This is a genomic window from Acidobacteriota bacterium (genome assembly GCA_003225175.1).
In the GTDB taxonomy this organism is placed as follows: domain Bacteria; phylum Acidobacteriota; class Terriglobia; order Terriglobales; family Acidobacteriaceae; genus Gp1-AA112.
The window spans coordinates 91,675-104,706 of the sequence record QIBA01000038.1 but is presented as its reverse complement, the minus strand read 5'-3'; the positions used below and the strand labels follow the sequence as shown (position 1 = coordinate 104,706).

Annotated in this window: 12 protein-coding genes; 6 read left to right on the top strand and 6 right to left on the bottom strand. The window is 56.5% G+C overall.

Features of this window, described 5'->3' with window-relative positions; all coding sequences use genetic code 11:
- Nucleotides 1-14 precede the first annotated feature (14 nt).
- Nucleotides 15-341: a transcriptional regulator gene (locus DMG62_08655; GenBank protein ID PYY23426.1), complete on the top strand. Its 327-nt coding sequence runs from the start codon at nucleotides 15-17 to the stop codon at nucleotides 339-341.
- 52 nt (nucleotides 342-393) lie between these two features.
- On the opposite strand, the gene DMG62_08650 is transcribed toward DMG62_08655, so the two are convergent.
- Together DMG62_08650 and DMG62_08645 are read right to left on the bottom strand one after the other, a co-directional pair.
- Entirely contained in the window at nucleotides 394-1,074 is a 681-nt protein-coding gene (locus DMG62_08650) for a hypothetical protein (GenBank protein ID PYY23425.1), read from the bottom strand.
- 118 nt (nucleotides 1,075-1,192) lie between these two features.
- Nucleotides 1,193-2,176 (bottom strand): EamA family transporter, encoded by a 984-nt coding sequence (locus DMG62_08645; protein ID PYY23424.1) that lies wholly within the window; start codon nucleotides 2,174-2,176, stop codon nucleotides 1,193-1,195.
- 95 nt (nucleotides 2,177-2,271) lie between these two features.
- Between DMG62_08645 and DMG62_08640 the strand changes: the two genes are divergently transcribed.
- The 4 genes from DMG62_08640 to galT all read left to right on the top strand — a co-directional run bounded on the left by DMG62_08640 (nucleotide 2,272) and on the right by galT (nucleotide 6,174).
- On the top strand, nucleotides 2,272-2,868 hold the full coding sequence (locus DMG62_08640) for a hypothetical protein (GenBank protein ID PYY23423.1): 597 nt from the start codon (nucleotides 2,272-2,274) through the stop codon (nucleotides 2,866-2,868).
- A gap of 307 nt (nucleotides 2,869-3,175) precedes the next feature.
- Nucleotides 3,176-4,540 (top strand): acetyl ornithine aminotransferase family protein, encoded by a 1,365-nt coding sequence (locus DMG62_08635; protein PYY23422.1) that lies wholly within the window; start codon nucleotides 3,176-3,178, stop codon nucleotides 4,538-4,540.
- Between the two features lie 126 nt (nucleotides 4,541-4,666).
- Nucleotides 4,667-5,110, top strand: a complete 444-nt coding sequence (locus tag DMG62_08630) for a hypothetical protein (protein PYY23421.1) — start codon at nucleotides 4,667-4,669, stop codon at nucleotides 5,108-5,110.
- 32 nt (nucleotides 5,111-5,142) lie between these two features.
- Nucleotides 5,143-6,174 (top strand): galactose-1-phosphate uridylyltransferase, encoded by a 1,032-nt coding sequence (gene galT, locus DMG62_08625; protein ID PYY23420.1) that lies wholly within the window; start codon nucleotides 5,143-5,145, stop codon nucleotides 6,172-6,174.
- 158 nt (nucleotides 6,175-6,332) lie between these two features.
- Here the strand turns inward: galT and DMG62_08620 are convergent, their stop codons facing one another.
- The 4 genes from DMG62_08620 to DMG62_08605 all read right to left on the bottom strand — a co-directional run bounded on the left by DMG62_08620 (nucleotide 6,333) and on the right by DMG62_08605 (nucleotide 10,484).
- Nucleotides 6,333-6,791: a glutamyl-tRNA amidotransferase gene (locus DMG62_08620; protein ID PYY23419.1), complete on the bottom strand. Its 459-nt coding sequence runs from the start codon at nucleotides 6,789-6,791 to the stop codon at nucleotides 6,333-6,335.
- Between the two features lie 116 nt (nucleotides 6,792-6,907).
- Nucleotides 6,908-8,635 (bottom strand): hypothetical protein, encoded by a 1,728-nt coding sequence (locus DMG62_08615; protein PYY23418.1) that lies wholly within the window; start codon nucleotides 8,633-8,635, stop codon nucleotides 6,908-6,910.
- A gap of 2 nt (nucleotides 8,636-8,637) precedes the next feature.
- Nucleotides 8,638-9,402: an ABC transporter ATP-binding protein gene (locus tag DMG62_08610; protein ID PYY23417.1), complete on the bottom strand. Its 765-nt coding sequence runs from the start codon at nucleotides 9,400-9,402 to the stop codon at nucleotides 8,638-8,640.
- 53 nt (nucleotides 9,403-9,455) lie between these two features.
- Nucleotides 9,456-10,484 carry a hypothetical protein gene (locus DMG62_08605; GenBank protein PYY23465.1) on the bottom strand — a complete coding sequence of 343 codons (1,029 nt, stop codon included), beginning with the start codon at nucleotides 10,482-10,484 and terminating at the stop codon, nucleotides 9,456-9,458.
- Between DMG62_08605 and DMG62_08600 the strand changes: the two genes are divergently transcribed.
- The gene (locus tag DMG62_08600; GenBank protein ID PYY23416.1) at nucleotides 10,275-13,001 is read left to right on the top strand and encodes an LPS-assembly protein LptD; all 2,727 of its coding nucleotides are present in this window, start codon (nucleotides 10,275-10,277) and stop codon (nucleotides 12,999-13,001) included. The genes DMG62_08605 and DMG62_08600 overlap by 210 nt on opposite strands.
- The last annotated feature ends 31 nt before the right edge of the window (nucleotides 13,002-13,032 follow it).

Genomic DNA, 13,032 nt, shown 5'->3' with positions numbered 1-13,032 from the left:
GCTGAAGGAGAACCGTGCCTCTTTACGAGTTCGAGTGTAAGAAGTGTCATCATCGCTTCGAGAAGATTCAGAGCGTATCGGCTCCTGATCCCAAATGCGAGAAATGCGGAGACGAGGTCGAACGCCTGCTCCACGCCCCGGCCGTCCAATTTCGAGGCAGTGGTTGGTATGCAACCGACTACGCGAAATCAGGCCACGATAAAGGGAAGTCTGAAGCTAAGGGCGACAAGTCGGAGACGACCAAGACGGATAATAAGAGCGAGACTAAGAGCGAGAGCAAGGGCGAAACTAAGGGCGCAACGAAGAGCGAAACGAAGAGCAGCTCTCCCGCAAAGGAATAAGCCCGCGCTGCAGGTGGCCCGAAGTTAGCCCCGCGATAGGCCCCCATAGATGCTATCGGTGAAAGCTGTATCCCGCACTGATGAAATTCGAGTCAATTCCGGGATTGAACGGTGTTCCCGAATCGGCATTCGAGGTGTGATGGTAACGATAACTGATCACCACTGACCGGGACTCGCTGGTAAAGATCTGCACCCCTGCTGATAGCGAGAAGGTGAAGTTTATCGACGCCGAGTTCGGAATTGGAACTTCGCGCGAGAAGCGCAGCAAGCCTGCGTTGATTCCGGCTACCGGCTGCACACGATGCCTGCGCCGGAAATTGAACTCAAATCCGATAGGAGCGAAGCCCGCGCCATAGGTTGTTCTTCTGCCGATTGTGATTCCGCAGGAAGTAGGTCCACACACTGCCGGAAAGAACAAGTGCTTCGGATCCTGCACGACCTCAATACCATTTACGGTGGGCTGAGACACCAGAGCGACTGGAATGATATCGATCGTATATTTCCACGCAATCCAATCGTTGGCCAGCAGAACACGACGCCAGCCAGCTCCTGCCTGAAACATCCGCCGAGCTTCGGACTTTCCGATCCATGTAATCGACCCGGGAGAATATCCAGCCCACGCCTGGTATTCGTTAGCGCCGGTATGAAACGCGTCCGTGTAAGGGGATTGCGCGTGCGAGGAGACTGTCGCGAACGACAGCAGCATGCAGAGCAAGGAAGTGCGCAGAGCCATTCGCGATTGCGGAGTTCCGCATTCAGAGTAAACGGAATGCGGCAAATCAGCAAAACCGTCAGAATCCGGAAGGCTTAACGGACCAACGCCGACAGGGGAGTGCTGAAAGCGGCTTTTCTCAATCAGCTCCGGCTTCGCACCCAGACATTTCTCGCCGCGTCTGCATTTTCCCTGAGCGCAGCTTGGAGCTGGTTACAAGAATGACGGCGGCGATGATCACTACCATTCCGAGCAGCATGTAGCGATCAATATGCTCGCCTGCGAGAAGCCATCCTAGGAATACGGCAACTACGGGATTCACGTATGCGTAGGTTGCAACTTTGGGTGTCGGTACATGCTCAAGCAACCAGATATAAGCTGTAAAGCCGACCAGCGAACCAAATGTGACGAGGTAAGCAATCGCAAGCCATCCGGTACGCGACCAATCTGCACGATGAAAGCTGCCGAGGGAAAGCGCGAGCAGAGCGTTGACAATGCCTGCGAGCGTCATCTCCCACCCCGTGGCTGCAAAAGGACCAACGCTGAGCTGGAATCGCCGTGAGAGAACGGATCCCAAAGCCCAGCTCAAAGAACCGAGCATCAGGCCCAGCGAGGCAAATAAGTCTCTGCGGCCGAGGGTGCTTCCATTCGCGATATCAGGCCAGAGCAGAACGAGGAGTCCGCCGATTCCGAGCAGCAGGCCAGTCCAGCCAAGCCGGTTCAGGCGATCGCCTCCGAACAGAGCTTCGATCATCGCGATCCAAATTGGCACTACGGCAACAATCATCGCCGCCAGGCCGCTGTTGATGTACTCCTCCGCCCAGGCGAGTATCACATTTCCGCCGCTAAGCAACAGCACACCTACCAACAGCAATCGCAAGAAGTCCCCGCGCGAGATGGTGATCTTCTTTCTGGTGAATGCGCACCAGCCCAGCATCAGGGCCCCCGCGATCAGGAAGCGCAGCGCTCCCAGCACCGGTGCCGGGAAGTGCCGGACCGCGATCATGATGGCCAGGTAAGTGGATCCCCAAAAGAAGTAGACCAGGCCAAAACTGATGCCAACCTTCAGGCGATGACTTTGCTCCTGCTCTTGTGGCGCCGTGACTTGGGTAAGAGTGGCCATTTCTTGATCAGCTGAGACTTGTTGATATTAGGGAGTTTGCGCGCTCGCCACTATCCGCTTTTCGACGGAATTCTTCATCCCACAAAAACGTCGAAATGAAGCGAACTGCGGTACACCACATCAGAGCGACAAAAGTCGTGTCACGCTTCAAAAATAATTGCACGAAATCCGAAACAGTACATGACCTCTTGTTCCTTGTACCCAACTTCTACCGGGCTTTATTCTTGGGTTATTCCGCGATCGGGGACCAGATGGCCGAAAACAACCATGTAATTCTTTGTGTCGACGACGAGGCGGCGGTTCTTCAGCCCCTGGGGATCATGCTGCAACGGCGCGGATTTCGTGTGTTGAGCGCCAAGGACGGCCCATCTGCCATTGAATTGTTCCGTCAGATCAAGTGCGCTGCTGTGATTCTGGATTACGCCATGCCGGGAATGTCCGGCGGCGAAGTTGCCAGGATGCTGCGCGAGCAGGATAAGACGGTTCCCATCATCCTGCACACCGGATATAAGGAGATTCACGATCCCTTGCTCGCGAATGTCAGCTGTACCCTTCCCAAAGGAAGCCTCAGCTTCCTGCTCACTAAGCTGAATGACTTGCTGCATATTCAGGAGCCAGGACTGGTTGATCGGAAAGAGCGCGAAGCGACCGACGATGACTCTACCTCTGCTCAATCAGCGCACGTAGCGTGAGTAGTCATCGGCCTGTACAGGTGACTTGCGCAACGCAGCTATAATCGAATGGGAATATGTACGCGGCTGACTACAATCCGTCGCTCGTCGGGCTGACCGTTCACGGCACTCCGCCGTGCTGGCTGAATTACCTTGCTGGTCCGCGACGCTATCTAGCCATGCTCCCGTCTAACGTTCGCGCCAACCTTTTCGCCGGCGACTAGCTCGATCCTCGCTCGCCTGGGCTGAGAAGCATCTCGAAGATTGCTCGTTTCAGCCCGCGACCAAAACCGCACGATTCCGTGCTTTTCTTGCGAGGAGAACTCCAATGCCAACCGAAACCCTCAGCCGTCCTGCAACTGCGGCAAAACCGGGTCTACCAAATCTCAAGACCACCCTTCCCGGGCCGAATGCGAAGCGCATCATCGCTGCAGATGATCGTCTAATTTCGCCCAGCTACACCCGTTCGTATCCGCTGGTCGCAAAGCGTGGCCGCGGAGCGATCATCGAAGACGTCGATGGAAACGAATTCCTCGACTTTTCCGCCGGCATCGCCGTCACATCCACGGGCCACTGTCATCCTGACGTGGTGGGCGCCATTCAGCGCCAGGCTGGTGAGCTGATCCACATGTCCGGCACTGACTTCTACTACGAATCCATGACGCAGCTCGCCGAACGCCTCAGCCGGATCGCGCCCATGCCCGGTCCGCATAAGTTCTATTTTGGGAACTCGGGAACCGAGGCCGTGGAGTGCGCGCTCAAGCTGGCTCGCTATCACACCAAGCGCCAAGGGCTCATCGCCTTCTATGGCGCCTTCCACGGACGCACCATGGGATCGCTCTCGCTCACAGCGTCGAAGCCGCAGCAGCGTCGCCGCTTCGCCCCGCTCGTTCCCGGAGTGACACATGTTCCGTACCCTTACACCTATCGCTTCGGCGAAGGAAAGACCGAACGCGAGTACGGACTGGCCTGCGCGAAGTTTATTGAAGAGCGCCTGTTCAAAACCACGATGCCGCCTGAGGATGTCGCGGCGATCTTCGTCGAACCTATCCAGGGCGAAGGCGGATACGTTCCCGCGCCTCCGGAGTTCCTGCGCGAACTCCGGCGCATCTGCGACGAGAACGGAATCATGCTGGTCGCCGATGAAGTGCAATCAGGAGCCGGACGCACAGGCAAGTGGTGGGCCATCGAGCATGCTGGAGTCCAGCCTGACATCGTTTGCATCGCCAAGGGCATCGCTTCAGGCATGCCGCTCGGAATCACAATGAGCCGCGCCGGCGTCATGGACTGGGTTCCCGGATCGCACGCGTCCACCTTCGGCGGCAATCCCGTAGCCATCGCGGCCGCGTTGGCCAGCATGGATGTGATCGAGCGCGAAGGCATGCGCAACGCATCCAGCGTGGGCGAAAAGCTGAAGCAGCGGATGTCTACGTGGATCCAGAAGTATCCGATAGTCGGAGATGTTCGCGGAAAAGGACTCATGCTTGCTGTCGAGATCGTGAAGGACAAGCAAAGCAAAGCTCCGGTATCGAAAGTGCGCGATCGCATCGTAGAGCTTGCGTTTGAAAATGGAGTGCTTCTCCTCGGTGCCGGCGAGACATCCATCCGGCTGTCGCCGCCGCTAATCATTACGCAAGAGCAGGGCGATTACGCGCTGGATGTGCTTGAGAAGTGCCTCGGGCAGGTAGGCTAGTTTCTTGTCATTCCCAAGCCGCTGCGGTTGCGGCGAGGAATCCCTACTGAACCCACGCAGCATGAGTTAATGTAGGGATTCCTCTCCGTCCGCCGCAGCGGATGGTTGAATGACGCAAGGGAATACATGCTCCTTCGCTCCACACTCCGCGCTCTCGACAACTTCACCGCCCGCTTGGGCCGCACGCCGGAACGACCTGCGCACCTCGTCGCAGGCGCACGCGGCGAAGACGAAGCCTACTTCCACCTCCGCAAGCTTGGATACACGATCGTCGCCCGCGACTACCGCTCTCCGAGACGTCCCGGCGACATCGACCTGATTGCCTGGGACAAGGAAACCCTCTGCTTCGTCGAAGTCAAAACGCGCAGCAGCCGCAGCTTCATGCCGGCTGAGGCCGCAGTCGATGAGGAGAAGCGCGAGACGCTCTCCGCCCTGGCCCGCGAATTCCTGCGCAACCTTGTTCATGTGCAACAAAAGTCGCCGGAGTTCCGTTTCGATGTAATAAGCGTTTACCTCGAAAGTAACCGCAGCGGGATAACTCTGTTCAGAGACGCGTTCCGTATGTCATAAAATGAACCTTCGCTTCTGGGAGAGGACCCGATTTGCCCGAACTGAGGAAGGACCCCGTCACCGGACGCTGGGTCATTATCGCGACCGATCGCGCGCGCAGACCAACTGATTTCATCCGACACACCGTAGTTCTCAAGGGTGGATTCTGTCCCTTTTGTCCTGGCAATGAATCCAAGACTCCGCCTGAGATCCTCGCCTTTCGTCATGGGCAAGGCGAACGGGACAAGCCCGGCTGGTCTGTCCGCGTGGTTCCCAACAAGTATCCGGCACTGGGGATCGAAGGAAACCTGGACCGCCGTGCGGACGGCATGTACGACCGCATGAATGGCATCGGCGCACACGAAGTGATCATCGAGACGCCGAATCATTACGAGACCTTCACCACCATGCCTGCAAAGAGCATCGAAAATGTGCTCGGGGCCTTCCGCGATCGCATCGTCGATCTCAAGCAGGATCGCCGTTTCAAATACATTCTCATCTTCAAGAACCATGGCGAGCCGGCCGGCGCGACGCTTGAACATCCGCACTCACAATTGATCGCGCTGCCGATTGTTCCTCGCCACGTGCTGGAGGAGCTTGACGGCTCAAGGCAGTACTACGATCTGAAGGAACGCTGCATATTCTGCGATATCGTTCACGAGGAGAGCTCCGACGATGAAGCGCGTCTTGTGGCCGAAAACCGCGGCTTCGTGACTGTCTCGCCATATGCTTCCCGGTTCCCTTTTGAAACTTGCATCCTTCCCAGGAATCACGAAGCATCCTTCGAGAACATCAGTTCGGGCGACTTCGCCAGCCTGGCACAGATGATCAGACTGGTCATCGGCAAGATGGACGCGGTGCTCGAACGTCCTGCGTACAACATGGTGCTCCACACGGCGCCGCTCGCAGCGCAGGAACATGCCGACTATTATCACTGGCACATAGAACTGATTCCCAAATTGACAAAGGTTGCTGGATTTGAATGGGGGACGGGTTTCTATATCAATCCCACGTCGCCAGAGGAAGCAGCCAGGTATCTGCGAGAAGCAGTCGTTGAGACAGCGGAGCTGGCGGGAACGCGGTAAGTTTCTCTTGAACCACCTGCGGCCGCCCGGGGCCGGGCGTTTGCTGATCGTCCAAAAATCGAAATCAACAATATATTTTTTTGGGATGCAGATTGATGTTACGTAATTAAAACGCGCGCGAGGTGCGCGTGTCGGTGCCTTCGACATGAGTTCTTGATCTAACCGCCACTTAACAACTTCTTCACCGTTTCGCTCACAACTTTTCCATCCACGCGAGTACCCGACGCAGCGAACTTTGCCATCGCGTTCTTCATCACCGTTCCCATGTCCTTCATTGTAGGCGATCCCATTTCGGAAATGGTCGAACGAACAACGGCCGTGATCTCCTCCGCTCCCGCTGCCTTCGGCAGATATCCCTCGATCATGGTGATTTCGGCAGCCTCCTTATCAGCAAGCTCCTTGCGTCCGCCCTTAGTAAACTGCTCGATTGAGTCCTTGCGCTGCTTGATGAGCGTATTCAGGATCGCCATGGCCTCCTGATCGTCGAGCGGGCCGCGCTTGTCGATTTCCTTGTTCTTGAGCGCAGACTTCACCATGCGCAACGTGCTCAAGCGATGCTCCTCGCGGGCTTTCATCGCAGCAGTAATGTCCTGGGTAATGCGTTCGGAGATGGTCAAAGTGGCTCCTGAATTACAAAGCTCACGCCAGTATAGCGATGCGAGGAGCGCCGAAGGGGCGGCATTGACTTTGATCTGCTCCGAGATTGACTGGATTAATAGAATTTGTTTGGGATTTACTCACCGGCTAAGCCCAGCGTCGCCACGGCTGGCTCAGGCAGGTCATCGAACCGGAGCGCTGGCGCGTCGATTGTGGCGGTGCGCCGGCCTCGCCAGACCAGGACCGCGAGCAGCGCAATCACGAGTGTCGCCCGCACTGGATTCGCTCCTCCGATAGCCTCAAGAGCCGTCAGCACCGTCGTGATTACGAAGACTACAAACCAGTAAATGATCCCGGTGTGCAGGATGTTTCGTTTGCCCGGAAGATAAGAGCAGGTAAGAGGAATGGTGTCGCTGTTTTCCAGCTCATGTTCGATGATGAGAAAGCCAATGAGTCCGGCAAAGGCAATGCCGTAGACACCGCGCCAAGGCGCCATTGCGACCAGCAGAAACGGAGCCGTTGCTGCCATAGCCGGCAACAATGCAAATCCCAGATAGATGAGCCGGACCGCTCTTCTTCGTTCCGAAATCGCATTCTGCGCGGCCAGACGAAACAGCCAGTTGGCACGAAGATCTACGGGAATGCGAAATGCATAACGCAATCCGGTAAAGAGGAAAAAGAAGAGCATCAGCGGGAGCGCAAAAACAGCATCCAAGGCCGCTCCGCGATGAATCAGTCCTTTGTTCAGAGCGCCGCTGAGAATGACTCCGATACCGCTCTCCAGCACCAACGCGCAGCCCACGCCGGCATAGACAAGACGAATCATTCTGTGCTGCTTCATACGATCGAGCGATCGCAGCGTAAAAAGCAATATGGCCGACTCTCGGGAATCCCGTGACATTCGCTCGGCGATCCACTCAATAGCCTTGAATCGCGAACGCCGTGTCTGCACTTCCGATTCGAAGATTCGTCGCGCATAGCGCTGGTGAGCAATAGCGCTGACCAGGATCGTGCCTGCGACAACACAGAGCGAAGCTACTGCGCCGCGTGCGGCAAGAAGACTGTCGTAAGCATCCGCCCGGCCCAGCAACTTTTCGTATAGGGAGAAGTACCAGAGCGGCGGCGCGTATACGCTCCATGCTGGACGAAAATCGACCCAGGAAATCGCGTTTGGCAAATCGAGGGCCCAGGGTATGGCGCACAAGATCGCAACCAATAGCAGCGACTGCGCCGAAACCGAAACCCTCGCATACCAGCGCAGGGGCACACAGTTCATCAGCAACACTTGCAGCAGCGCCAGCGCAAAAACCACGAAGATCCCGGAGCAGAACGCTGCCATCACCTGAGCTGCCATCTCTAGCCACGCGGGTGCAAGATCGTGGTTCCCTGAAATTACAGACGCGAAGGAGAAGGCACAGGGAACTGCCAATAACCCGATTACCAGGAAGGACAAAGCCGAGAGGGTCGTCAACTTGGCAAAGTAGATCTGCGACAGCTTGAGGGGAAGCGGACGAAGAATCAGGTAGTCCTCCCGATTGGGGAACAACGAATCCCAGCGGAATGTAACCAGTGCGGCAATGCCCAGCATGGTCATCACCACGAAGAAGAGCTGATCAGAATAGACAGCCCGGCGATACAGGTCAGTGTCCGGACCAAGAGCCAGGTACTGATATTTCTTGTAATAGAGCTTGGGAACAATGAAACCAATCGAGGCGACGCCGGCCAGGCACGTGATTACCACACGTCGCAGATCGTCAGCCGAGGTGATGAGATCGCTCTCGAAGAGCTGCCGCGCATAATGCCGGTGCAGCTCAAACAGAGCGCCATGGGTAGCCTCGAGCCATGCTTTGTAGCGTTCGCGCACACTTAACCCCGCATTACTGCAATCATCTGCGAAGCCACGGCACTCGCATCTTCATGCATCACGAGTTGCGCAAAAACGTCCTCGAGTGAAGCAGACGATCGCAAATCGCGAAGGCGTGCGACCGAATCGTGGGCGACAACCCGCGCGCGATGCAAAATCACAACCTCCGAGCACACTTTCTCGACAACCTCCAGCACGTGCGAGCTGTAAAGGATCATCTTCCCTTCCGCCGCCAGAGCCTGAAGAAGAGTGCGAACGATAAGAGCTGCAGTCACATCAAGCCCGGAGAAGGGCTCGTCAAGAATCAGGACTTCGGGATCGTGAAGGAGCGCTGCTGAGAGTAGTACCTTCTGCCGCATGCCTTTCGAATACGACGACATCTGCGTGTCGCGGAATTCCGACAGTCCGAAGAGATCGAGCATCGCGTCGATCTTGCGCTCGAGAGTTGTCTTTTCCATTCCGCGCAAACGACCGACCAGCTGCAGGTACTCGCATCCTGTGAGATGTGTGTACAGATAGGGTTCTTCGGGAACATAGCCGAAGAGGCGGCTGAACCAGAGCCGGTTTTTTGAGACGTTCTCACCACGAAAGAAGATCTCTCCCTCAGAGGGTTCGATCAATCCGGTCAACATCTTTACAGTGGTGCTCTTGCCCGATCCGTTCGGGCCCAGGTATCCGAGAATTTGACCCGGACGGATGGTAAAGCTCACATTCTCAACCGCGGAGATCGCAGAGTAACGCTTCGTGAGATTGCGAACTTCGAGCATATGAGAGCCATAGACACCAGTTTGAGGAAGGCGGTTCCGATGAATTTAGCTATTTATTTGGAAGTGAGATACGTGTGAGTGATGCGGTCATGCCAGCAGAGGCGATCTTCGTCGATCAGTGCCCAGGCAAATCCCATTCCCATTGCGGCATACGATAGGACAGTCGCCAGCGCACGCCAGCGCATGCGGTTTCGTGAGGGAGTCTGATTCAGGAAAGTAGTGACTCGCAATCCAGAGGCTCGCATTCCTGCGGTCCCGCGTCCGAGAGAGAGCGTGAGCAAGTAGTAAATCGTCAGTAGCAGGGAGCCGCAGATGGCGATGCTCTCGATCAGAGGCTTCGTCATTGGCAACGAGTTCGCGAAGAACTCGGCCGTGATTCCGAAAAGTCCCATAGCCGCGATCAGGATCGCAGAGTCCACAGCGGCTGCGTATGCGCGTTGTTCGAGTGGAGCTGTCTGCAGCGGAGTCTCGAGTTCGTCGAGTGAAAAATGCGTTGGCTGGGCAGGAGCAATCTCGATCTCAATCAGATGACTTGGGGGCGGAGGCGGCAATTCCTCCATTGCCTCAAAGATTCTCAACTGATCAACGACCGGCTCGGCTAACTCATATTGCCGCGGTTGCATGCGCGGGAACTGGATGATCTTGGGCACAGGCCCGTTGATTCGCGGGAAAGGCGCGAGTGGCGGACGTTCGGAGAGCGTAGCGGCCAATGAGTCGCTGGTCTCATGGATCTGGGAAGCGGGCGGAAGAGGGGCTTCTTCGGCCTGGCGAGAAACCGCTTTCGGTTCTGCGCTGCGCGAATTCTCAATGGCGGCGGTTGAAGCAGGCGCAGGAGCGGTTGCGAGCATGCCTTCTTCCCAACGCCAGCTTGAATGACGCGCACTGGCGGTCGAAGGCTCTCCAATCTGCAGTGGACTTTGTTCATCGAACTCGAGCTGTGGCGAGTTGGGATCGAGTCTCTGCCGTTTCCGAACTTTGTGAGCGCGGACCTGGAGGGAAACCTGGCGGCGCCAATCCTGCGAGGGCACCGGAGCGCCGGAGCAGGCGCAAGAGCAATCGCTACCACATCGCGGACAGGCCATACTGGGTGTTGGAGGTTGCGGCAGGCACGCGTGCCAGTTTTTGCACGCGTCTCATCCGGCATGCTAATTTCAGCGATTCGGATGAATTTCCGCCGCAATGTCTTTGTTAACACGGCACTAGCCGTTTGTCAGGTGCTACTGCTGGTTCCGTTCATGCGAAGCGACTCGCTGGCCGCCTCCGGTTCTCCGGCGGGCGCGCGAAATGCGACGGATCCCCAATCCACCCAGACACACCCACAAGCCCAACCACCCGAGGCCAAAGGTCGCGCGGCAGCAACACTGAAATATCGAGACGAACTCGTTTATATCGTGGCCGATCAGTTCGAGCAGTCGGGAACGACTTACATGCTGCATGGTGACGCGCAGATAGATTTTCGCGATTACGTCCTCTACGCAGACGAGATTAGCTATAACTCAAATTCGGGAGAAGCCACGGCCACGGGCCATGTGAAATTGCAGGGTGGAGAGTACAACGTCCACATGGAAGCGTCGCGGGCCGAATACAACATTCCAGATGCCACCGGCAAGTTCTACGACGTGCACGGAACCACAGGACTGAAGCTGGGATCGCGCCGCGCGATTCTCACCAGTTCGAATCCATTTACTTTTTCTGGAAAAGTGGTTGATAAAGTCGGACCGAATCGCTTCGTGGTTCACCATGGTTCGGTTACTTCCTGCGAGCTGCCGCATCCGAAGTGGACCTTCACGGCCGAACGCATCAATTTTGATATCGGCGGACTGGCGAAGCTTCACCATTCCACCTTCCGCTTGCGCAGCGTCCCTGTGCTTTACCTGCCGTTTGCCGAGCATCCGGTAGAGCAACTTGGCCGACAATCGGGATTCCTGATTCCCAGCTTCGGGCAGTCATCGGTGAAAGGAACAATCTTCGGGGACTCCTATTTCTGGGCTATCAACCGCAGCATGGATGCCACGCTCGGCCTGGAATATTTCTCGAAACGCGGCTTCGCTCAGCATGCAAATTTTCGCGCGCTCACCAGCGACAACTCTCATATCACAGCCACGTATTTCGGAGTCATCGATCGCGGCCTGGGGCCGACGCACATCGATCAGGGCGGCGAAGACGTCAAGATCCAGGCGGAACAGTATTTTCCTCAGAATGTGCGAGCCGTAGCGAACGTGGAATACCTGAGCAGCTATCTATTCCGCGTCGCCTTTGCTGAGAACTTCCAAACAGCCGTTAATTCCGAGGTGAAGTCCGACGTCTTTGCCAGTCGCAACGACAATGGCTACGCGCTGGGAATCCTTGCCCAGCGCTACCAGAATTTTCAGAGCACGAATAACGGAGACTCGTTCAGCATCCTGCACGTGCCGAGCATCGATGCCTCCTCAGTTGATCGGCCGCTGTTTGGCACGCCTCTCCTGTACGGATTCGACGTTGCCGCGACCGGGCTTTCTCGCCGCAGTCCGACTTTCAGTTCGGCAAACCTTGTGGCGCGGCTGGATGCACATCCCCGGCTTGCTCTGCCGGTGTTTCTGCGAGGCTGGACATTCCGTCCGGGAGTTGCTGTACGCGACACGTTCTACACGCAGCACAAGACTCCGGAAACCGCCTTTGCCATCGGCTCCACCATCAACGATGCCTTGAACCGCAAGGATTTCGAAGGCGAATTGGAAGTCCGTCCGCCGCGCCTGGAAAAGATCTATCAAAAAGGCATCTTTGGCAAAGCCCTGAAGCACACGATTGAGCCGAGCATGACCTACCACTATGTGTCGGGAGTGAACAACTTCCTCGGCGTGATCCGCTTCGACAGCACCGACATCGTCAGCGATACAAACGAAGTGGAGTATGGGCTCACGAATCGCATTTATGTGAAGCCCCGAAATCAGAAATGCGAGAACAATGATCCGGACGCGCCCTGCTCCCGTGTTCCCACAGAACTCCTGACTTGGGAAGTTGCGCAGAAGTACTTTATCGACCCATATTTTGGCGGCGCCTTGGTGCCCGGAGTACGCAACGTTCTACAGACGACAGTCGAGTTTTCAGGCATCGCCTTCCTCACCGAAACGAGAGTGCTCTCGCCGGTTACGTCGAGGCTGCACATTCGCACCAGTCAACACACTGATCTTCAGTGGCTCTTCGATTACGATCCCAAAAAGGGACGCATTAACGCGAGCGATGTATTCCTGGACTATCACGTTGGCCCCTATTTTTTTGGCGGGAACCACGCACTCTTGCATGCTCCCGGCGAGGTGTTTCTCTCCAGCCCAACCCCCACAGTAGAGAAGTTCAATCAGTTTCGACTCACCGCAGGATTCGGTCATCCTTCGCGCCGTGGGATCAGCCTGGCCGGCAACGTTGGCTATGATCTGAACCTTACGTCGCTCCAGTACACCGCGGTGCAAACCTCCTACAACTGGGACTGCTGCGGACTCAACTTTGAATACCGCCGGTTCGTGCTGGGACCGGTGCGCAATGAAAGTCAGTACCGCTTCGCCTTCAGTCTCGCCAACATCGGGACCTTTGGTAACCTCAGGCGCCAGGAGCGCGTCTTTTAGCGCATTTTCTGCATGAGATAATCGAAGAGGC